Genomic DNA, 23,711 nt, shown 5'->3' on the forward strand with positions numbered 1-23,711 from the left:
TTCTAAATAATTAACTTAAAAATAAAGCAGGATTTGAAAGGAGATAAATAAAATGATGAAACTGACAAAGTACTTAAAACCATTTATCGGTTCTATCATTGCTGTAATAATATTATTATTTATTCAAGCTGTTAGTGAATTATCATTACCAGATTATATGTCTAATATAGTAAATATTGGTATTCAGCAAGGTGGAATAGAAAATTCGGTACCTACTATAATACGTAAAAGTGAAATGGATAAGCTTTCGATATTTATAGGGGAGGATGATTTTAAATTCATAGAAGATAATTATACATTATTAGATAAAGATACTCTTTCAAAGGATGAATTTGATAAATATTTAAAAAATTATTCAAAGCTTGATGAAGAACCTTTATATGAACTTAATTCAAAAAATAAAGATTCTATATCTAGATTGAATAGTATTTTAGCTAAGCCAGAGCTTATTGTATATGGAATTGAAAATGGTAGTTTTGATACTGCTATGCTTGGAAATATGTCAAATAATATGCCTGTGCCAGCTGATACAGATCCTTTTTTTATTTTGAGTAATATTCCTAAAGAGCAATTAAATGTTTTAAAAGATTCAATAAATGAAAAATTTGAAGAAATGCCGGATAGTATGATAGATCAAGCTGCTGTCTCATATGTTAAAAATGAGTATTCTGAAATAGGAATAAATACAGATAAACTACAAACAAACTTTATTATTATTTCTGGATTAAAGATGCTTGGAATAGCATTGATTAGTATGGCAGCTGCAGTTATTGTTGGTCTTATATCTGCAAGAATAGCAGCTGGATTAAGTAGATCTTTAAGAGGAGATGTATTTAAGAAAGTTACAAAATTCTCTAACGCTGAATTTGATAAATTTTCAACTGCTTCTTTAATTACACGTAGTACTAATGATATACAACAAATTCAAATGCTTATGGTTATGTTATTTAGAATAGTTTTCTATGCTCCAATATTGGGCATTGGTGGTGTAATGAAAGTATTAAGAACAGATACAAATATGACTTGGATTATAGCAGTAGGTGTAATTCTAATTTCATTACTTGTAAGTGTATTATTTGGATTTGCTATGCCTAAGTTTAAAGCAGTTCAAAAGCTAGTTGATAAATTAAACTTAGTTACTAGAGAGCATCTAACAGGTATGTTAGTTATTAGAGCTTTTAGCACTCAAAAGCATGAAGAAGTTAAGTTCGATAATGCAAATAAGGATTTAACTAAAACAAATTTATTTGTTAATAGATTAATGTCATCAATGATGCCAGTGATGATGCTTATAATGAATGGACTAACACTTTTAATTGTATGGGTAGGATCTCATCAAGTTGATTTAGGGACAATGCAAGTAGGAGATATGATGGCATTTATGCAATATGCAATGCAAATAATAATGTCATTCTTAATGATTTCAATGATTTCAATAATGTTACCTCGTGCATCAGTATCTGCTCAACGTATTAGTGAAATACTGTATACAGATTTAAGCATAAAAGATAAAGAAAACCCTAATAATTTTATGGATTCTAAAAAGGGTTATGTGGAATATAAAAATGTAAGCTTTAAATACCCAGGTGCAGAAGATTATGTCTTAGAAAATATTAGTTTTACAGCAAAACCAGGGGAAACTACAGCTATTATTGGAAGTACTGGTAGTGGTAAATCAACATTAATAAATTTAATACCAAGATTTTATGATGTATCTCAAGGTCAAATCACTATTGATGGAGTTGATATAAAAGATGTAAATCAAAAATCATTAAGAGATAAAATTGGATATATTCCTCAAAAAGGAGTACTTTTCTCAGGAACTATAGAAAGTAACTTAAAATATGGTTCTCCTAATGCAACTGCAGAAGATTTAGAAAAATCAGCACAAATTGCACAAGCATTAGAATTTATTGATAATAAGCCTGAAAGATATAATACTGAAATTTCTCAAGGTGGTACAAATGTATCCGGTGGACAAAAGCAAAGATTATCTATTGCTAGAGCTTTAGTTAAGAAACCAGAAGTGTATATTTTCGATGATAGTTTTTCAGCTTTAGATTTTAAAACGGATGCTGCTCTTAGAAAGTCACTTAAAGAAAATATTAAAGATGCTACTATGATAATTGTTGCACAAAGAATAAGTACAATAAAGGATGCAAATCAAATTATAGTATTAGATGAAGGAAGAGTTGTAGGAATTGGAACTCATAAAGAGCTTTTAGAAAACTGTGAGGTTTACGAGCAAATAGCCTTATCACAACTTTCAAAGGAGGAACTTATGTCATGAGTAATAATGTAAGAAATAAAAGACATGGTGGTTTCGGTGGTCCTATGGGTGGAATGCAGGTCGGTGGCGGAAAGGCTAAGGATTTTAAAGGAACTGTTGGCAAGCTATTAAAATATTTAAAACCATATAGAATATCAATTATCACAGTATTAATATTTGCAATAGGTAGTGCTGCTTTTTCAATAATAGGTCCTAAGATATTAGGAAAAGCTACAACTAAGTTATTTGAAGGATTAGTAAGTAAAGTATCAGGAGAAGTAGGCGCTGCAATAGATTTTACTTATATAGGAAATATAATAGCATTATTATTAATATTATACGTAATAAGTGCAGTATTTTCATTTATTCAAGGATTTATAATGTCTGGAGTTGCTCAAAAGGTTTCATATAATCTTAGAAAAGAAATTGCAGAAAAAATAAATCGTATGCCACTTAAATACTTTGATAAAATGACACATGGAGAAGTTTTATCAAGAGTTACTAATGATGTTGATACAGTAAGTAATACTTTAAATCAAAGTTTATCACAAATGTTAACATCTATAACGACATTAATTGGTGTTCTTATAATGATGTTATCAATAAGTGTAACAATGACTATTGCAGCAATAATAATAATACCTATATCAGGTATATTAATAGCTTTAGTAGTTAAAAAATCACAAAAGTATTTTAAAGAACAACAAACTTTCTTAGGACATGTTAACGGGCATGTAGAAGAAGTATATAGCGGTCATAATATAATGAAGGCTTTTAATGGAGAGGATGCTGCTGTAGAAGAATTTAATAAATTAAATGATACTTTATATAATTCAGCATGGAAATCTCAATTTTTATCGGGAATGATGATGCCTATAATGACATTTATAGGAAACCTAGGGTATGTTATGGTATCTATATTAGGTGGATACCTTGCTGTTAAAAAAACAATTGAAGTTGGAGATATTCTTTCTTTTGTTCAATATATAAGATCTTTTACACAACCAATAGCTCAAACAGCACAAATTGCAAATGTACTTCAATCTACAGCAGCTGCTGCAGAAAGAGTTTTTGAATTCTTAGAAGAAGAGGAAGAAATTGAAGATATTAAGAATCCTGTAAGTATTAATGACATTGAAGGTGAAGTTACATTTAAGGATGTTCACTTTGGTTATAATGAAGACAAAATAATAATAAATGACTTCTCCAGTAAAATAAAGCCAGGACAAAGAGTTGCCATTGTAGGACCTACTGGTGCAGGAAAAACTACAATTGTAAAATTATTAATGAGATTCTATGAATTAAATAGTGGTGAAATTTTACTAGATAATCATAATATAAATGATTTTAAGAGAAGTGATTTAAGAAAAGTTTTTGGAATGGTTTTGCAAGATACATGGTTATTTAGCGGAAGTATAATGGAAAACATAAGATATGGTAATTTAAATGCTACTGATGAAGAAGTTATAGAAGCATCAAAAGCAGCACATGTTCATCATTTTGTTAAAACATTACCAGATGGATACAATATGGAGTTAAATGAAGATGCAAGTAATGTTTCTCAAGGACAAAAGCAATTATTAACAATTGCACGTGCAATCTTAGCAGATCCTAAAATATTAATTTTAGATGAAGCTACAAGTTCAGTTGATACAAGAACTGAAGTGCTTATTCAAAAAGCTATGGATAATTTAATGAAAAATAGAACTAGCTTTATAATTGCTCATAGATTATCTACTATCAAAGATGCAGATCTAATTTTAGTAATGAAAGATGGGGATATTGTAGAGCAAGGTACTCACAATGAACTTTTAAGCAAAAAAGGATTTTATGCTTCATTATATAATAGTCAATTTGAAACTTCACAAATATCATAATTTAAAAGAGTATCGTCATATTTAGACGATACTCTTTTAATATGAAAAGTGAAAAATTAGGTAATTGTTTATAGATTACCTTTATGAGACTATACTTGAAAAATAGTTGTATTTATTAGGTTTTCAATTGCTAATTTATAAGCTTATATTGAAGTAGGTAAAGTTATTAAATAAGTAAACATAGAATATTTCGCATTTTAGTAAAACAAGTAAAAAATATAGTAAAAAGTTAGTAAAAAAATCAAATATATATTGATAAAATTTTCCTGGGGTGATATTATAGTATTGTAAAGAAATCTAAAATATGATTGGGAGAGTTGTTATGAGAAACGAAATTAATGCTACTTTTAAAAAAGTATTTGGAGAAAAAGAAAATTGCAAAACATTTTTTTCACCTGGTAGAGTAAATTTAATTGGTGAACACACTGATTATAATGGAGGAAATGTATTTCCTTGTGCATTAAGCTTTGGAACTTATGGAGTTATAAGCTTAAGAAATGATAAAAAAGTAAGAATGTATTCAAGCAACTTTGAGGATATAGGTATTATTGAATTTGATTTAGACAACATTAGTTATGAAAAGTCCCATGATTGGGTTAATTACCCTAAAGGTGTAATCGATGTGATGAAAAAACATGGATATGATATAAATATAGGGTTTGATATAGCTGTTTATGGTAATATTCCAAATGGAGCAGGGCTTTCATCCTCAGCATCATTAGAACTTTTAATAGCTGTGATGATGGACAACCTATTTGAATTAAAGATAGATAGAGTAGATTTAGTAAAATTTTCTCAAGAGGCAGAAAATAAATTCGTTGGAGTTAATTGTGGTATAATGGACCAATTTGCAATTGGAATGGGTAAGAAGAATAATGCTATACTTTTAGATTGTAACACTTTAAAATATAATTATTGTCCTGTCGAATTAAAAGATGAAATATTAGTAATTGCAAATACAAATAAGAGAAGAGGGTTAGCTGATTCTAAATATAACGAACGTAGAAGCGAATGTGAGCAAGCATTAGAAGAGTTAAAAACAAAGCTAAATATAAATTCATTAGGTGAATTATCAATAGAGGATTTTGAAAATAATAAGAATTTAATAGATAGTGAAATAAGAATTAAGAGAGCTAAACATGCAGTATATGAAAATCAAAGAACATTAATGGCTAAAGAAGCACTAGCAAAAAATGATTTAAGTACTTTTGGTAAACTTATGAATGAATCTCATATTTCTTTAAGAGATGACTATGAAGTTACAGGAATTGAATTAGACACATTAGTTGAACTTGCATGGAATCATGAAGCTACAATAGGGGCTAGAATGACTGGTGCAGGATTTGGTGGATGCACAGTTGCATTAGTTAAAAAAGATAGAGCTCAAGATTTTATAGAAAAAGTAGGGCAAGGGTATAAAGAAAAAATAGGATACGAAGCTAGTTTCTATATAGCAAATATAGGCGATGGAACTAGAGAAATTTAGGAGGTATAGAAATGATATTAGTTTGTGGTGGAGCAGGTTATATAGGAAGTCATACTGTTTATCAGTTAGTAGATAAAGGCGAAGAAGTAATAGTTGTAGATAATTTAGAAACTGGGCATATAGAAGCAGTGAATCCCAAAGCTAAATTTTATAAGGTTGATATAAGAAATGAAGAGGAGCTTGATAAGGTATTTAAAGAAAATGATATAACAGAAGTTATTCATTTTGCAGCTAATTCTTTAGTTGGAGAAAGCATGACAAATCCTTTAAAATATTACAATAATAATGTTCATGGAACAGAAGTTTTATTAAAGGTTATGATTGCAAATAATGTTAAGAAAATTGTATTTTCTTCTACAGCTGCAACTTATGGTGAAGCTACTAAAATGCCTATAGTTGAAACAGATAGAACTGAACCAACTAATGCATATGGAGAAACAAAGCTTGCAATGGAAAAAATGATGAAATGGGCAGATATAGCACATGGAGTTAAATATGTATCACTTAGATACTTTAATGTTGCCGGAGCTCATGTAAGCGGAAGTATTGGAGAAGATCATAGTCCTGAAACTCATTTGATTCCTTTAATACTACAAGTTCCTCTAGGTAAGAGAGAATTTATATCTATTTTTGGAGATGACTATGATACAGAGGATGGTACTTGCATTAGAGACTATATTCACGTAATAGACTTAGCTAATGCTCATATTCTTGCGGTAGAGCATCTTAGAGGTGGAAATTCTAGTAATATATTCAACTTAGGAAATGGAAGTGGATTTTCAGTTAAAGAAATGATAGAAGCTGCAAGAAGAGTTACTGGTCACGAGATCCCAGCTAAGATTTGTGAAAGAAGGGCTGGAGATCCAGCTAGATTAATAGCCTCAGCTGAAAAAGCAAGAAATACTTTAAAATGGAGCCCAAAATATACTAATGTTGAAGATATAATAGCTTCAGCTTGGAATTGGCATAAGAATAACCCAACAGGTTTTGATAAGTAGGTGATGATATGAATATTTGTAGGGAAATCAAAAGACTTATTCAATATGGATTGAAGCATGAGCTTTTTACTAAAGATGATGAAATATTTATAAGAAATGGTTTATTAGATGTATTAAATCTTGATGAATATGAAGATTTTGAAATAGAGGATGAAAATTTAAATACTCCAACTGAGATACTAGGTAATATATTAGATTATGCATTTAATAATGGAATATTAGAATCTAATTCTCCTATATATAGAGATTTACTAGATACTAAGATTATGGGAGTTTTAATGCCAAGACCTTCAGAGGTTATACGTGAGTTTTACAATCGTTATAAAGAATCAAAAGAAAGCGCTACCTCTTATTTATACAATATAAGTAAGGCATGTGATTATGTTAGAACTGATAGAATAGCACAGAATTTAGTATGGAAATCCAGTACAGAATATGGAGATTTAGATATAACTATAAATTTATCAAAGCCTGAAAAAGACCCTAAAGCCATTGCTGCAGCAAAGAATTTACCACCGGCTAAGTATCCTAAGTGTTTATTGTGTAAGGAAAATGAGGGGTATAGAGGTAGAATAAATCATCCTGCAAGGCAAAATATAAGAATAATACCGATGGAATTGAATAATGAAAGTTGGTATTTACAGTACTCACCTTATGCATATTATAATGAGCATTGTATTGTTTTTGCAGGTGAACATGTGCCTATGAAAATAACAAAGAATACCTTTAACAGATTATTAGAGTTTATAGAAAAATTTCCTCATTATTTTGTAGGATCTAATGCAGACTTACCTATAGTTGGAGGATCTATTCTTACACACGATCATTATCAGGGGGGAAATTATGAATTTGCAATGGATAAAGCAAAAGATGTTTATAAATTCAATTTAAATAGTTATAAAAATATTGAATTATCTATTGTTAAATGGCCATTAACTGTATTAAGATTAAAGGGAAGAAATAGAATAGAATTAAGTGAACTAGCCGATAAAGTTTTAGTTCATTGGAGAAATTATAGTGATTCTATTGTTGATGTATATTCTTACACTAATGAAATTCCTCACAATACAATAACACCTATAGCTAGAAAAGACGGAGAATTTTATGTTCTAGATTTAGTGCTTAGAAATAATAGAACTAGTGAAGAGCATCCAGATGGAATTTTCCATCCCCATAAAGAACTTCATAATATTAAAAAAGAAAATATAGGCTTAATAGAAGTGTTAGGACTTGCAGTACTTCCAGCTAGACTAAAAGATGAATTGGAAATTATAAAGTTAGCTTTAGTTAATGATACTGACGATATTTATAATAATGAAGAAATGAAAATTCATTTAAATTGGTATGAAGAAATAAAAAGAAATAATCAATTTATAAATAAAGAAAATGTGGATTCCATTATAGAAAAGGAAGTTGGAAAGGTATTTTCAAAAGTTCTTGAACATTGTGGAGTATTTAAATGGGATGAAGATGGAAAAGAAGCTATGAAAAGATATATAAATAGCTTAAAAGAAACAATTAATTAATAAGATATAAGGTGAGGCAATATTAAAATTAAGTTTGCCTCATCTTTAATTGTTATTTAAGATATTATAAAGTATTATAAAGATAATCGAGGTGATTATAATGGCGACTATAAAAGATATTGCAAGTGCTGCTGGAGTTTCTATTTCGACAGTTTCGCGTATTTTAAATTTAGATAAAACTCTAAACGTTTCTGAGGATACTAGAAAAAAGGTTTTAAGCATAGCTGAAGAAATGAATTACGTTACAATAAAAGAAAGAAAAAGTAAACTTAAAAATCATACTATTGGCATAATATGTTCATTTACTGAAGTTAAGGAATTAAATGATCCATATTTTTTATCTATTAGAATGACTATAGAAAAAAAATGTATTGAAGACAATATAGATTTTAAATCATTATACTATACTAAAATATTAAATGATGATACCTCAAATTATAAGGGATTAGATGGAATAATTGCTATAGGAATATTCCAAGATGATGAAATTAAAAAACTTAGGGAACTATCTCAAAATATAGTATTTATAGATTCATCTCCTGATGAGTGGGAATTTGATTCAATTGTTGTGGACTTAAAATATGGAGTTAGAAAAGCACTAGAATATTTATATTCTTTAGGTCATAAGGATATAGGATATATAGGAGCTAAGGTTATTCCACATAATAATAACAATAACGGTGTAGAACTTGTAAATTATAGAGAAGCAACATATAAAGATTTCATGAATGAAATCGATAATTTAAATGATAATTGGATATTTAAAGGTGATTTTACACCAGAGGATGGATATAATCTTATGAGTAAAGCTTTAAATTTAAACAATATTCCATCAGCTTTTTTTATTGCAAGTGATCCTATGGCTATAGGAGCTTATAAGGCTATACAAGAAAATGGATATAAGATCCCAGATGATATAAGTATAGTTGGGTTTGATGATATTGCAACAGCTCAATACTTATCTCCATCATTAACAACAGTAAAAGTATTTACTGATTTTATGGGGGAAACTGCTCTTAATACTCTTATAGAAAGAATAAAAGATGAAAGAAGCCTAAGTAAAAAAATTGTTTTGCCAGTTAAATTAATTATTAGAGATAGTTGTAAATTAGTATAATTTTTTTGCCCTATAAGTAGTATACTACTTATAGGGCTTGTTTATATTAGATAATTATATAGGCGGGGGGAATTGAAGTGATATATAGACTTGGTATAGATGCAGGTTCAACTACAGTAAAGTTAGTATTATTGGATGAAAATGATAATGTAAAATATAAGTCTTATAAGAGACACCTTACAAAAGTTAGGGAAACTATATTAGAAGAAATTATATTAATAAGGGATTTGTTAATAAATAATGATATAAAAGTTTCTATAACAGGTTCATCAGGATATGGTGTTGCTAAAGATACAAGTATTTCCTTTGTTCAAGAAGTATTTGCAACAACTATTGGTGTAAAAAAGTTATTTAATAATATTGATGTTGTTATTGAATTAGGTGGAGAAGATGCAAAAATAATTTATTTAACTAATGGGTTAGAGGAAAGAATGAATTCGAGTTGTGCTGGTGGAACAGGGGCTTTTATAGATCAAATGGCAAGCTTAATGGGAATAACAGTAGAAGAATTAGATGAAATTAGCTTAGAATATAATAGTATATATCCAATTGCATCAAGATGTGGAGTATTTGCAAAATCTGACGTTCAACCTTTATTAAATCAAGGAGCAAGTAAATCAGATATTGCTGCAAGTATTTATGAAGCTGTAGTAAATCAAACAATTGGTGGGCTCGCTCAAGGTAGAGAAATAAAGGGAAATATATTATTTTTAGGGGGGCCATTATTTTTTTACAAGGGACTAAGAGAAAGATTTATAAAAGATCTAAACTTAAAGGATGAGGAAGCAATAATACCTAATGATGCAGAAGTTTTTGTAGCAAGAGGTGCTGCGTTATTTTCAAATAATGAAGATAGAACATATACATATGAAAAACTAATTTCAAAACTATCATATTCTAATAATATAAATGTAGATATGAAAAAGTATATTAAACCTTTATTTTCAACTAAGGAAGAATATAAAAGCTTTATAGAAAGACATAATAAAGCTAAAGTATTAGATAGAGATATAAATAACTTTAATGGTGATGCGTATCTAGGAATAGACGCAGGAAGTACTACTACAAAATTAGTTCTTATAGATAAAGATGATAATATTTTATATCATTATTATGCACATAATGAAGGGAATCCAGTTAAAATAATAAAAGAGCAATTAGAATACATTTATAAAGAATTTGGAGATAGAATAAATATAAAAGGAAGTTCTGTTACTGGATATGGGGAAGAACTTATAAAAAAGGGATTCGGGATAGATTTTGGAATAGTTGAAACATTAGCTCACTATATAGCAGCAAGTAGATTTAATCCGGATGTAGATTTTATACTTGATATTGGTGGACAAGATATAAAATGTTTTGAAATAGAAAATCAATCAATTAAAAGCATTATTTTAAATGAGGCGTGCTCTTCAGGATGCGGATCATTTATAGAAACTTTTGCAAAAGCTATGGGATATGATGCTGAAAGTTTTGCAAAGCTAGGATTATTTGCACAGCATCCAGCAGATTTAGGGTCTAGGTGTACTGTTTTTATGAATTCATCAGTAAAGCAAGCTCAAAGAGATGGAGCAACTATTGAAGATGTTTCAGCAGGACTTTCGATGAGTATTGTTAAAAATGCATTGTATAAGGTTATTAGAACTAAAAACATAGGAAAGAATGTTATAGTTCAAGGAGGAACCTTATGTAATGACGCTATATTAAGAAGTTTAGAACTTGAATTAGGACAAAATGTAATAAGATCAAATATTTCTGGGTTAATGGGAGCATATGGAGCTGCTTTATATGCTAAAAGTCAAAATATAGAAAAATCTCAAATTATAGATAAGGAAAGCATTAAAAATTTTAATCATGAATCTAAAGGTGCTAAATGTGGTTTATGCACTAATAAGTGCAATTTAACTATAAATACATTTGCAGGTGGTAAAAAGTATATATCAGGTAACAGATGTTCAAAGCCAACTGGAAAATACAATGATAATAATATTCCTAATCTTTATGAATATAAAAATAATAAGATTATGGAATATGCTGATAATGATGGGATAAAGGATACTATAGGAATTCCAATGGTTTTAAATATGTATGAAAATTTACCTTTCTTTGTAAAGTTTTTTAATGAATTAGATATTAAAGTAGTTTTATCTGAGGATTCGTCAAAAAAGCTTTATTTAAAGGGGCAACATACTATTCCATCAGATACAGTATGTTATCCTGCAAAGCTTAGTCATGGACATATTGAAAGTCTTATAAGTAAAGATATAAAAAATATATTTTACCCTTGTATGACATATAATTTTGATGAAGGAATATCCGATAATTGTTTTAATTGTCCAGTTGTAGCTTATTATCCAGAAGTTGTTAAAAATAATATTTCTAAATTAAAAGAATTTAATTATATAAGTCCATACTTAGATTTAAATTCAAGTAAAAGTACAGTTGATAACTTATATAATTCCTTAAAGTATTATTATAATTGGATAAGTAAAGAAAAAGTAAAGTTTGCTTATGAAAGAGCAATTGAAGAGTATAGACAATATAAGATAGATATTCTAGATAGAGGAAAGAAAGCTATTAAGTATGCTAGAGAAAATAATTTATTAATTGTTGTTTTAGCCGGAAGACCATATCATGTAGATAAAGAAATAAATCATGGTATAGATAAAATGATGAACTCTTTAGGGTTGGTTATATTAACTGAAGATTCAATACCAATAGATAAAAGCAATAAAGAAGTAAAAATGCTAAATCAATGGACATATCAAGCAAGATTATTTAATGCAGCAAATTTTGTAGTTAATAATTACGATATGCAGTTAGTTCAATTAGTTTCATTTGGATGTGGTACAGATGCAATAACAGCTGATGAAACCAAAAGAATATTGGAGGATAAAGGTAAATTATATACTCAATTAAAAATAGATGAAACTAGTAATTTAGGAGCAGCAAAAATTAGAATAAGAAGTATGGTTGAAGCAATTAAGAGTAGGTGAGAACTATGAATTATGAATATAAGATTTTTACTAAAGAAATGAAAGAAAATTATAAAATTTTAGTACCGAATATGCTACCAATTCATTTCAAAATATTAGATAAAATTTTAAAAGACTATGGTTTTGATATAGAGTTTTTAGAAGATGATGTATCTACAATAATAGATGCAGGTCTTAAATATTCTAATAATGATATCTGTTATCCTGCAATGATAGTTATTGGCCAATTTATTTCTGCATTAAAAAGTGGTAAATATGATATAAATAAAACTGCTTTACTTATGAGTCAAACAGGGGGAGGGTGTAGAGCTTCTAATTATATTCATTTAATTAGAAAAGCTTTAGAAAATAGTGGTTTTGAAGAAGTACCAGCTATTGGATTAAGTTTAACTGGAATTGAAAAACACCCAGGTTTAAAATTAAGCTCATCAATAATTTTGAAAGCAGTTTATGCTGTACTATATGGTGATTTAATTATGTGCTTATATAATAAAGTTAAGCCGTATGAAATTAATGATGGAGAAACAGACAAAGCATTAGACGAGATGATAGAATATTTAAATAAAAATTTTTCAGGAATAAAATATATGAACGTTTCAAAAATTTCAAAAGTAATTATAAAAGCTTTTGATAATATCGACATAAATAAAAAAGAAAAAATAAAGGTAGGAATTGTTGGAGAAATATATATGAAATATTCTAGAATGGGTAATAATCATCTAGAAGAATTTTTAGTTAAAGAAGATGCAGAAGTTGTTCAATCTGGACTTATGGATTTTGTTAATTATTGCATACTAAATTCAATAATAGATTATAAGTTATATAAAAGGGGATTTATTAAGTCTAAATTTGCAAAGGTAGCTTATAAATTCATTTTAAGACTACAAAGAAAGATAAATAGTAATATAGAAAAGTATTCTAAGTTTGAAGCACCTACAGATTTTGAAGAAGTTAGAAAAATGGCAGATGGATATATAGGGTATGGAGTAAAAATGGGAGAAGGCTGGCTATTAGTTGCTAATATGATAGAACTTATAAAAATAGGTGCAAATAATATAATTTGTGCTGAACCTTTTGGATGTTTACCTAATCATATAGTAGGAAGAGGGGCCATTAGAAAAATATTAGAAAAGAATCCTAATGCTAATATAGTAGTTATAGATTATGATCCATCTCAATCTCAAATAAATCAGGAAAATAGAATTAAATTAATGCTATCAAATGCAAAGCTAAATGTTTACTTATAAATAAAATGTTATTTACTAATAAGCTATATCTATAAGCTTGTATAATAGATATAGCTTTAATTTTTATGTAGTAAATGGTATTGATAAAATAAAAAATGATGATAAATATAAATTTATATAGTATACTTATTTTGAACAGTTTTAAATAACCATTATCATGGTAGAGAGGAAAAAATATGACTAAAAACAAACACTTTTTTGTGATAAATCCTGAAGCAGGCAAAGTTAATGTTTCAGATAAAATAAGTAATGATATAAATGAAATATTTAAAGATTTGTATGATGAATATAGAATTTATATAACAAAAGGAAAAAATGATGCGACTAATTATGTAAAAAATATATGTGAAAGTGAAGAAGGAAATTTGAGGTTTTATGCATGTGGAGGAGATGGAACTTTAAATGAAGTAATCAATGGAATTATTGGTTACGAAAATGCAAGCGTTTCAGTTATTCCATATGGGACAGGCAATGATTTTGTAAAAAACTTTGAATCAGAAATAAATTTTTATGATATAACTAGACATATAAAGTCAGAGACTCAAGAGGTAGATTTATTAAATGTAAATGGTTTATATTCAGTAAATTTATGTAATATAGGGTTTGATGCAAAAGTTGCAGAGAATATGGTTAAGTTCAAAAAATTTCCATTTGTAAATGGACAAGGTGCATATACACTTTCAATATTTTATTCATTAATTCATAAGATGTATAATACTTTTGATATAATGATAGATAATAATGAATTAATCCATGGAGATTTTTTATTATGTGCAATTGCAAATGGAAAATCTTATGGTGGTGGTTATATAGGGGCTCCTTTAGCAGAAGTTAATGATGGATTTATTGATTTATGTATTATCAAAAAAGTTTCAAGAGTTAAATTAATAAAATTAATAAAGCTTTATAAAGAAGGAAAACATCTTGAAAGTGATGAATTAAGAGACTATATTATTTACAAAAAATGCAAAAGTATAAATGTTAGATCTAAAGAAAAGTTTACAATATGTGTTGATGGAGAAATTTTTATTCATGATAATTTAAGTATTTCTCTTGAAAATAAAGCAATTAAGTTTCTTATACCACATAAAGAAATAGATGAAGAAATAAATTTAATATAAAAGTGAGGGATATCTTTGAGTAGCTTTATAGAGTTTAAAGATGTTAAGAAAACATATAAGATGGGTGAAGTAAATATTGATGCTTTAAGTGGAGTTTCATTCAATATTGAAAAAGGTGAATTTGTGATAGTAGCAGGTGCTAGTGGAGCAGGTAAAAGCACTATTTTAAATATTTTAGGTGGAATGGATACTGCAAGTTCTGGAGAGATTATAGTAGATAATAATAAGGTGAATAAATATTCGGAAAAAGAACTTATCACATACAGGCGTTATGATATTGGATTTGTATTTCAGTTTTACAACTTGGTACAAAACCTGACTGCATTAGAAAATGTTGAGTTAGCTACTCAAATTTGCAAAAATCCATTAGATCCTTTTGAAATTTTAAATGCAGTTGGCTTAGAAAAAAGAAAAGATAATTTTCCAGCTCAACTTTCAGGAGGAGAGCAACAACGCGTTGCAATAGCAAGAGCATTAGCTAAGAACCCCAAATTATTATTATGTGATGAGCCAACTGGTGCTTTAGATTATAATACTGGAAAAGCAATATTAAAATTGCTACAAGATACATGTAAAAAATATAATATGACAGTAGTAATAATAACACATAATCTTGCATTAACTCCAATGGGAGATAAGGTTATTAAGGTTAAAAATGGGATGATTGAAAGTATCACATTAAATGAAAATCCTATTCCAGTAGAAAGGATTGAGTGGTAATGTTTAAAAATGCTTTTATGAAAGATGTTATTGGAGATATTAAGAAATCAAAAGGAAGATTTTTTTCTATATTTGCAATAATAGCTTTAGGTGTTGCTTTTTTCTCTGGCATAAAAGTATCTCCTGTTGATATGAAAAGAACTGCAGATAAGTATTATGATGATTATAATCTTATGGATTTAACATTATATTCTACTCTAGGATTTACAGATGAAGATATAGATGAGATAAGTAAAGTTAATGGTGTCTTAGATGTATTTGCAACTTACTCATTGGATGCAATAACCACAATAGATTCTTCAGAAAGTGTACTGAAGGTTATGGGAATTCCTTTAAATAATTCTAATTATGTTAATAAATATAAATTAGTAGAAGGAAATCTTCCTGAAAATCCTAATGAATGTGTCATAGAAGCAGGAAAGTTGGAATCTTTAAATTTATCTATAGGAAGTAAAATTAAACTTACATCAGGTACAAGTGATTTATTAAGTGATAAATTAGAAAATGTTGAATATGAAGTTGTAGGTAAAGTACAAACTCCTTATTATTTATCATTTGAAAAAGGTAGATCAAGTATAGGTAATGGAAAAATATCTAGTTTTATTGTTATCCCACAAGAAAATTTTAAAATTCCTGCATATACGGAAGCATATGTAACAGTGGAAGGTGCTAAAGAATTAAATTCATACTCAAATAAATATTTTGATTTAATTGATACTGTAGAAAATCCATTAGAAGAACTAGGTGATAATAGAGCAAGTATTAGATACAATGATATAGTAAATGAAGCTAATAAGAAGATAAATAGTAGCAAAAATGAGATTGAAAATCAAAAAAATGAAGGACAAGAAGAGTTAAATAAGGCTAAAAAGAAATTAGAAGAATCAGAAGCTTTCTTAAAGAATGGAGAAAGCGAATTAACTAAAAAAGAAAATGAGTTTAATATTTCAATTATGCAAGCAGAAAATCAAATTGCTTTATCAGAATATAAAATAAATGATGGTAAAGCTACTTTAGAATCTGCAAAAAGGGCTTTTGAATCAGAAAAGTTAAATGCAGAAAGGCAAATTAATATAGCTAAAAGCACTCTTTCAACTTTAAATGACACAAAAGTAGGTTTAGATACAAAAGTTAATGAATTAGAATTAGCTGTACAAGCCCCTAATATTTCAGAAGAGAAAAAAAACAAATTAAATATTGAGCTAGAAGTTTTAACTAAAAGTAGAGATGAAGTAGTTAAAGGTATAGAATATATTAGTAATGAAATTAAAAGTGGAGAAGAAAAATTAAGGCTAGCAGAAATAGAAATTACAACTAAGGAAAATGAATTAATAAATGGCGAAAATTTATTAAGTGAAAAGAAAAGTCAATTAGAATCTTCTAAAAAAGAAGCAATTAATCGATTTGAGAGTTCAAAATTAGAACTTAAAAATGGAAAAGAAGAGTTAGAAAAGGGAAAAGAAGAATACGAAAAATCTAAAGAAATATTCGAAAGAGAAATTTCATCTGCAGAGGCTAAAATTAAAAAAGCAGAAAATGATGTAAAGAGTATTGAAGAGCCTAGTTGGTATATATTAGATAGAAATAGTCATTATTCTTATGTAGATTATAAAAATAACGCTGATAGTATAGACAAGTTAGCTAAAATATTTCCAGTATTCTTTTTTTTAGTTGCAGCTTTAGTATGTTTAACAACTATGACTAGAATGGTAGATGAGCAAAGAATAAATATTGGAACATTAAAAGCTTTAGGATATTCAAAATATAAGATAGTATCAAAATATCTTATATATTCTTTTTTAGCTAGCTTTTTAGGTAGTATAGTAGGTCTTGCAATAGGATTAACTATATTCCCAATAGTAGTTTTTGATGCCTATGGTATTATGTATACTTTACCTAAAGTTGAATTAGAGTTTAATATACCAATATCAATTTCTATAACTATAATAGCTATTTTAGTTACTACACTATCTGCATTTTTTGCATGCTATAAAGAGTTAATTGAAACACCTTCAGCTTTAATGAGACCTAAGCCTCCTAAAGATGGAAAGAGAATTTTAATTGAAAGAATTAATTTTATTTGGAATAAGCTAAGTTTTATTGGGAAAGTAACAGTAAGAAATATATTTAGGTATAAGAAAAGATTTTTTATGACTGTTTTTGGTATTGCAGGATGTACAGCTTTAATTGTTACTGGCTTTGGAATTAAAGATTCAATAAAGACTATAGTAGATAAGCAATTTGGAGAAATATTTAGATATAATTTAACTATTAGTATAGATAAAGATTCTAGTGAATTAGAAAAACAAGACATTATTTCAGATATAAGTGGTTTATCAGAAGTAGATAAGCTATTAATGATACAATCAGAAAGTGCTAAGATAGTTACTGGTGACGGAGATAAAGATATTTATATTATAGTTCCTGAATCTTTAGATAAGCTAGATCAGTTTATAAATCTACAAAATAGGTTATCTAAAGAGAAGCTTAAATTAAATAATGATGGAGTAATACTTTCAGAAAAAGCAGCAACAAAGGCAAATGTTAAAGTTGGCGATGATGTGAAAGTTAAAGTTAACAATAAAGAATTTTCATTGAAGGTTTCTGGAATAGCAGAAAATTATACATTTAATTATCTTTATATGTCCTCTAAATATTATAAAGAAAAATTTGATATTGATAGTAACTTTAATTCTATCTTAGTTAATACTTCTATAATAGAAAATGAAGACCAATTCTCAAAATCAATTATGGATAAGCCTATAGTTAAGAGTGTATCTTTTAATACTGGTATAAAAGATAATTTTGATAATACAATTAAAAGTTTAAATTATGTTGTTTTAGTAATGATAGTATCAGCTGGGGCATTAGCCTTTGTTGTTCTTTATAATTTAACTAATGTAAATATCAGTGAAAGAATCAGAGAAATTGCGACTATAAAGGTATTAGGATTTTATAATAATGAAGTATCTGCGTATATTTATAGGGAAAATATAATATTAACAGTGTTTGGTATTGTGTTTGGTGAAATTTTAGGAGTATTTCTACATAGATTCATAATGATTACAGTGGAAATGGATAATATGATGTTTGGAAGAAGTATTGATTCATTAAGTTTTATAATATCGGCACTACTTACAATAGTATTTGCAGTACTTGTAAATATTGTTATGTATTATAAACTAAAAAAAGTTAAAATGATTGAATCATTAAAATCAGTTGATTAATGAAAGATAAGATAGAGGGAAACTTCTATCTTTTTTTATTGATTTATATAAAAGAACCATTTTTGTTGAAAAGTATATACTATATTATGTATATAAATCTTAGGAGAAATATTTATGTCATACAGTGAAATTTATGAAAAAATTGGTTTCAAGAAAGAGATGGAAAGGTTAGAAAAACAGGCGTATTTAGGTTCAGAAAAAGAAGTGAGAATGCTAAAATTATTAGGAGTAAAAGAAGATAGTGATATTTTAGAGGTTGGAGGTGGACCAGGTTTTTTTACTAAGATACTCTTAGATAATTTTAGTAAATGTGAAGTTACTTCTTTAGATAATGATGAAAAACTTCTTGAATATGCTTATAGTAATCTTAATAAAGAATATGGTAATAGAGTTAGTTTTGTAGTTGATGATATTACAAGTGCTTCGATACCAGATAACTATTATGAATGTGTTATTGCTAGATTTGTATTTCAACATCTTAATAATCCAATTTCGGCATTAAAAGAAATATATAGGATTCTTAAACCTGGAGGAAAAGTAATTATAATTGATATTGATAGTGAGCTTTGGGGATTAACATATCCTAAAAATAATTTAATTAAAGCTTTAAACGATAATTTAGCGAAGTTCCAATCTAATTTAAATGGTAATAGAGAAATTGGAAGGGTACTTATAACTCTTTTAAAGTCATTAGGATTTGTAAATTACGACATTGAAGCAGTAATAAATCATAGTGATATTTTAGGAAAAGACAATTTTAGATATAAGATAAATAGCAATATGATAAATGATTCAAAGTTATCAAAAATGTTAGATGAATATAATAACTTCTTTAATTTAAGTTATTCCTCAATTATGCAATTAAAGTTATTTTTTTATGGCGAAAAACCTAAAGAAGCTAGAAAAACTAAAAAAGATATAGTAACCGAAAAAATTAATGAGACTAATAGAAAAGAAAATTAAGAAATATCCGAAAATAAATAACACTTGTTTAAGCATTAATGGTATTATTCCCATTATATACTCCTTTAATACTATGGCATATAAGTAGTATAATTAATTAATGATTAATTTGTATTCTTAGGAGGGGACGGGCTTTGTTCTATGCTGAAAATTTAGATCTATTAGATTGCGGAGATATAGGTAATTATATTACAAAATTTGAGGATAATAAGGTATATTCTAGTTTTTACTTAAAGGAAGATAACATTAATTTAAAATATATACTAGAAGAATCTATTGTTGAAATGAAGGCAAATTCTATAAAAATAAATGGACAAGTAGTTCTTGCATTACTTTTTAAATTTGCTGGAGGTAATAAATTTATTTATGGACGTATATATAATAAGAATTTTGATTTAGATAAAGAACATCTTCAAATGTTAGTATTTCAAGATAGGATACCTATATGTTTTGTAGATTCTAATAATAAAATAATTGCTACAACTTTAGTTGAAAATGATTTTAAAAATTCAATTAAAGATTATATTATAAAGAAAAGAGTTAAATATAGCCCTTCCTATGATTTTGAAAATAGGCAATGTAAAATAAAGGAGTTATGGGTGAATGCATAATGAGAAGTGGCAAAAGCCGCTTCTTTTTGTTATAATTAAAGATAGTTTATATTTTGCAAAGCAATGTATAAGATGAAGGAATGAAAAAATTAAAGAATGAAAGAATTGAGGAGGTTTTGTTATGCAAAACTTAAAATAAAAAAGTGCAAAGCACTTTTAATAAGAAATCTTTAAGATTTTTTATTAACTTTTCAATTTTTATAATTCAATATAATTGAATTATATCCTTAATTCTTTCACTATTTCATTATTAATAAGGTGAGAATTATGATTAAACAAGTTTTATTAGAAAAATTTAATAAAGATACATCAGGGAAAAATGATTTGGGCGGTAAGAGGATATTAGAAAATGATTTAATTTCTAATTTTAATGTGAAATGTGATGATGATTTAGTTTATATAGATTCTAAAATTATATCAGAAAATTATTTTAATGAGTATAACTCTAAAATGGAAATAGATATAAATACTAAAAATATAATATCAACTTTTTGTAGCTGTGATGACTTTGAAAGAAATGAGTTGCGTAAACATAATTATTGTTGTAAGCATTTATTTGCAAGTTTTTATAAATTTTTAAATGAATTAGATAATAATGAAGAAGTCAAAGCAAAATTTAATGAAACACTTTTAAATAAGATAATTTTTAAAAGTAAAAAAGAGAATATATTAGATTTACTTTTAGAAGAAGAAAATAAAAATGAAATTAAAATAGAGGTTTATATAAATAAACAAGGTTTAAAGAATAAACTAGCAGCAGAATTTAAGATAGGATTAAAAGGATTATCTTCTAATAGACTATATGTTATTAAAGATATAAATCAGCTTTTAACTTCTTATTATAATAAGATACCAATTAAATATGGCAAGGACTTTAATTTTGATCTAAGATATCAAAGGCTAGGTATAAAGGAAAAGAAAATAATAGATTTCATTGAAAAGGTAAAAGATATAGAATCAGCTTCTTCAAATTTTATGAGGAGGCAAGATAAATATATAGATGGAAAGATGTTAATAATTCCAGACTTTTTAATAAGAGAATTTTTTGATACTGTTTCAAAAAATAGAGTTTACTTAAATGAAGGCTTTTTTTATAAACCTGTAGAAAGTGAGATTATTTTTGATAAGCCAAGTATTAAAATTTCTTTAAAAGGATTAGAAAAAGAATATTTATTAAGCTTAGAGGATGGAATACCTGAAAAAATAGATAAAAAGGGAACCGTATTTATTTATGGAAGTAGTATTTATTTACCGAGTTTGGAGTATTGCTATGATATATCTACTTATTTGAATATATTTAATAATACAAAATCTGTATCAATAGATAAAGCTGAGGAAATAAGAATTTTATCTAAGTTATTACCTAAACTTTATACATTATCTAATGATGTAAGTATTAATAAGTCTATAAAAAATAAAATTGTAAAAGAAGACGTTAAGTTTAAGTTTTATTTTGATAAAGTTAATAAAGATGTAATATTAACTTTAAAAGTTAAATATGGAGAGCATGAATTTAATATTTTTCATGAATATAAAAATAAAATTATTTATAGAGATTTAAACAAAGAAAGAGAAGTTATGTCATTTTTAAGGTCTCTTGGTTTTGATGCTTCTGGAGATAAATTTTACTTATTATTTGGCGATGATTTTTTATTTAAATTCTTTAAATATGATATAGAAAAACTTCAAGATGTTGGAGAAGTTTTTTATTCACAGAACTTTAAAATGATAAAGCAAGTCAATAGTAAAAATATAAAAGGTAATATACAAAGTGGAAAATTTGATTATTTTGAATTAAAATTTAAAATTGATAACATACCAGAAAATGAAGTTAAAGATATAGTATTAGCTCTTAGAGATAATCTTAAGTATTTTAAGCTTAAAAGTGGAGAATTTTTGGATCTAGAAGAAATAGAGCTTAAAAACTTTTTAAATTTACTAGATATATTATCATTAGAAAATGATATAGAAAATGATAGTATACTATTTAGCAAAAATAAAGCATTATATATAGATAGTTTTATTAAGGAAAATAATATTAGATATATAAAAGGCAAAAAAGAATTATCGCAAATTCAAAAGAAAATAAAGGATGTAAATAAGCTAACGTTTAAAGAGCCATTAAAATTAATTGCAGAACTTAGACCTTACCAAAAGGAAGGATATAATTGGCTTAAAACGATGGATTATTTAGGTTTTGGTGGAATTCTAGGTGATGAGATGGGCCTTGGTAAAACAATTCAAGCAATAACTTTTATTTTGTCAAGCTTACCATCTAAAACTTTAATTGTTGCACCAACGTCATTAATTTATAATTGGAGTAGTGAAATAGAAAAATTTGCACCGAGCATTAAATATACTGTTGTAAATGGATCTAAGGATGAAAGAATTAAAATATTAGATAATATTGAAAAATATGATGTAATCATTACTACCTATAATTTAATTAAGAGAGATTTAGATGAATATGAAAAATTACAATTTGATTATTGTTTTATAGATGAAGCACAATATATTAAGAATAGTCATTCTCAAAATTCATTGTCTGTAAAAAAGATAAAATCATATAGAAAATTTGCATTAACTGGTACTCCAGTTGAAAATTCCTTAATGGAATTATGGTCAATTTTTGATTTTATAATGCCTGGTTATCTTTTTGATGAAAAAAGATTTAGCGTAAGGTATCATAAGAAATTAAATGAATCTGAAGAAATTTTAGAAGAGTTAAATAAGCTTATTAAGCCTTTTATATTAAGAAGATATAAAAAGGATGTAATAAAAGAACTACCTCAAAAGATAGAAAAGAAATTAATAGTATCTATGTCAGAAGAACAAGAAAAGGTATATACAATTTATGCAGATCATGCTAAGAGTTTAATTGAAAAGAAGGTTAAGGATGATGATTTAAAAACAAGTAAAATAGAAATTTTATCTTATATAACTAAACTTAGACAACTGTGCCTGGATCCTTCTGTATTGATAAATGATTATGTTGGAACTAGTGGAAAAGTAGATGCTCTTATTGAAATTCTACAGCAGGGTATAGAAGAAGGTCATAAGATATTAGTATTTTCACAATTTACTTCAGTTTTAAAAAATATTGCTAGTAAATTAAGATCAGAACACATTTTGTTTAGTTACTTAGATGGATCAATTCCTTCAGAAAAGAGATTAGAACTTGTAAATGAATTTAATGAAGGAATAAACTCTGTATTTTTAATAAGCTTAAAAGCAGGGGGAACTGGTTTAAACTTAACTTCAGCAGATATAGTAATACACTTTGATCCTTGGTGGAATCCTGCTGTTGAAGATCAAGCGACTGATAGAGCACACAGATTTGGGCAAACGAATATAGTTGAAGTAATTAAACTTATAGCAAGGAATTCTATAGAAGAAAAAATAATTGATCTTCAAGATGAAAAGAGAAAACTAATTGAAAAGATAATTGATAATGAAAATGATATATCAAGTATAAATACATTAAGCGAAGAAGATATATTAAGTCTTTTTTCAATTAATTAGTACTTAGATTATTAATATTAATACTTTTTAT

14 protein-coding genes are annotated in these 23,711 nt (G+C 26.9%); all 14 read left to right on the plus strand.

Annotation, left to right across the window (positions count from 1 at the left end):
• Nucleotides 1-52: 52 nt before the first annotated feature.
• The 14 genes from J2Z25_RS02530 (at nucleotide 53) to J2Z25_RS02595 (ending at nucleotide 23,680) form a co-directional block, all read left to right on the plus strand.
• Nucleotides 53-2,290 carry an ABC transporter ATP-binding protein gene (locus J2Z25_RS02530; protein ID WP_209738084.1) on the plus strand — a complete coding sequence of 746 codons (2,238 nt, stop codon included), beginning with the start codon at nucleotides 53-55 and terminating at the stop codon, nucleotides 2,288-2,290.
• Complete coding sequence (locus J2Z25_RS02535) at nucleotides 2,287-4,146, plus strand: ABC transporter ATP-binding protein (protein WP_209738086.1); 1,860 nt, start codon at nucleotides 2,287-2,289, stop codon at nucleotides 4,144-4,146. The genes J2Z25_RS02530 and J2Z25_RS02535 overlap by 4 nt, the downstream gene beginning before the upstream one ends.
• Nucleotides 4,147-4,468: 322 nt before the next feature.
• On the plus strand, nucleotides 4,469-5,632 hold the full coding sequence (locus J2Z25_RS02540; RefSeq protein ID WP_008678611.1) for a galactokinase: 1,164 nt from the start codon (nucleotides 4,469-4,471) through the stop codon (nucleotides 5,630-5,632).
• 11 nt (nucleotides 5,633-5,643) lie between these two features.
• Nucleotides 5,644-6,630, plus strand: coding sequence for a UDP-glucose 4-epimerase GalE (gene galE, locus J2Z25_RS02545; RefSeq protein ID WP_008678612.1), 987 nt, complete (start codon nucleotides 5,644-5,646; stop codon nucleotides 6,628-6,630).
• Between the two features lie 8 nt (nucleotides 6,631-6,638).
• A complete protein-coding gene (gene galT / locus J2Z25_RS02550) occupies nucleotides 6,639-8,156 on the plus strand; it encodes a UDP-glucose--hexose-1-phosphate uridylyltransferase (RefSeq protein WP_209738088.1) in 1,518 nt (505 codons plus the stop codon).
• A gap of 100 nt (nucleotides 8,157-8,256) precedes the next feature.
• On the plus strand, nucleotides 8,257-9,273 hold the full coding sequence (locus J2Z25_RS02555) for a LacI family DNA-binding transcriptional regulator (RefSeq protein ID WP_008678614.1): 1,017 nt from the start codon (nucleotides 8,257-8,259) through the stop codon (nucleotides 9,271-9,273).
• 77 nt (nucleotides 9,274-9,350) lie between these two features.
• Nucleotides 9,351-12,269 (plus strand): acyl-CoA dehydratase activase, encoded by a 2,919-nt coding sequence (locus J2Z25_RS02560; RefSeq protein ID WP_209738089.1) that lies wholly within the window; start codon nucleotides 9,351-9,353, stop codon nucleotides 12,267-12,269.
• Between the two features lie 5 nt (nucleotides 12,270-12,274).
• Entirely contained in the window at nucleotides 12,275-13,516 is a 1,242-nt protein-coding gene (locus tag J2Z25_RS02565; RefSeq protein WP_209738092.1) for a 2-hydroxyacyl-CoA dehydratase, read from the plus strand.
• Nucleotides 13,517-13,692: 176 nt separating this feature from the next.
• Nucleotides 13,693-14,637 carry a diacylglycerol/lipid kinase family protein gene (locus tag J2Z25_RS02570; RefSeq protein ID WP_209738094.1) on the plus strand — a complete coding sequence of 315 codons (945 nt, stop codon included), beginning with the start codon at nucleotides 13,693-13,695 and terminating at the stop codon, nucleotides 14,635-14,637.
• 15 nt (nucleotides 14,638-14,652) lie between these two features.
• Nucleotides 14,653-15,357, plus strand: a complete 705-nt coding sequence (locus tag J2Z25_RS02575; protein ID WP_008678616.1) for an ABC transporter ATP-binding protein — start codon at nucleotides 14,653-14,655, stop codon at nucleotides 15,355-15,357.
• A complete protein-coding gene (locus J2Z25_RS02580) occupies nucleotides 15,357-18,584 on the plus strand; it encodes an FtsX-like permease family protein (RefSeq protein ID WP_209738095.1) in 3,228 nt (1,075 codons plus the stop codon). Before J2Z25_RS02575 ends, J2Z25_RS02580 begins: the two co-directional genes overlap by 1 nt.
• A gap of 114 nt (nucleotides 18,585-18,698) precedes the next feature.
• The gene (locus tag J2Z25_RS02585; protein ID WP_008678619.1) at nucleotides 18,699-19,547 is read left to right on the plus strand and encodes a class I SAM-dependent methyltransferase; all 849 of its coding nucleotides are present in this window, start codon (nucleotides 18,699-18,701) and stop codon (nucleotides 19,545-19,547) included.
• Between the two features lie 134 nt (nucleotides 19,548-19,681).
• Entirely contained in the window at nucleotides 19,682-20,158 is a 477-nt protein-coding gene (locus J2Z25_RS02590) for a hypothetical protein (protein ID WP_008678622.1), read from the plus strand.
• A gap of 267 nt (nucleotides 20,159-20,425) precedes the next feature.
• Nucleotides 20,426-23,680: a DEAD/DEAH box helicase gene (locus J2Z25_RS02595; RefSeq protein ID WP_209738097.1), complete on the plus strand. Its 3,255-nt coding sequence runs from the start codon at nucleotides 20,426-20,428 to the stop codon at nucleotides 23,678-23,680.
• Nucleotides 23,681-23,711: the final 31 nt, after the last annotated feature.

The sequence above is a fragment of the Clostridium tertium genome, assembly GCF_017873245.1.
Taxonomy (GTDB): domain Bacteria; phylum Bacillota; class Clostridia; order Clostridiales; family Clostridiaceae; genus Clostridium; species Clostridium tertium.

What these genes read in the sequence shown, in the direction of transcription:
- J2Z25_RS02530 (WP_209738084.1), top strand. Translation starts at nt 53, where the DNA reads ATGATGAAACTGACAAAGTACTTAAAACCATTTATCGGTTCTATCATT.
- J2Z25_RS02540 (WP_008678611.1), top strand. Translation starts at nt 4,469, where the DNA reads ATGAGAAACGAAATTAATGCTACTTTTAAAAAAGTATTTGGAGAAAAA.
- J2Z25_RS02555 (WP_008678614.1), top strand. Translation starts at nt 8,257, where the DNA reads ATGGCGACTATAAAAGATATTGCAAGTGCTGCTGGAGTTTCTATTTCG.
- J2Z25_RS02595 (WP_209738097.1), top strand. Translation starts at nt 20,426, where the DNA reads ATGATTAAACAAGTTTTATTAGAAAAATTTAATAAAGATACATCAGGG.
- J2Z25_RS02570 (WP_209738094.1), top strand. Translation starts at nt 13,693, where the DNA reads ATGACTAAAAACAAACACTTTTTTGTGATAAATCCTGAAGCAGGCAAA.
- J2Z25_RS02585 (WP_008678619.1), top strand. Translation starts at nt 18,699, where the DNA reads ATGTCATACAGTGAAATTTATGAAAAAATTGGTTTCAAGAAAGAGATG.
- galT (WP_209738088.1), top strand. Translation starts at nt 6,639, where the DNA reads ATGAATATTTGTAGGGAAATCAAAAGACTTATTCAATATGGATTGAAG.
- J2Z25_RS02580 (WP_209738095.1), top strand. Translation starts at nt 15,357, where the DNA reads ATGTTTAAAAATGCTTTTATGAAAGATGTTATTGGAGATATTAAGAAA.
- J2Z25_RS02565 (WP_209738092.1), top strand. Translation starts at nt 12,275, where the DNA reads ATGAATTATGAATATAAGATTTTTACTAAAGAAATGAAAGAAAATTAT.
- J2Z25_RS02535 (WP_209738086.1), top strand. Translation starts at nt 2,287, where the DNA reads ATGAGTAATAATGTAAGAAATAAAAGACATGGTGGTTTCGGTGGTCCT.
- galE (WP_008678612.1), top strand. Translation starts at nt 5,644, where the DNA reads ATGATATTAGTTTGTGGTGGAGCAGGTTATATAGGAAGTCATACTGTT.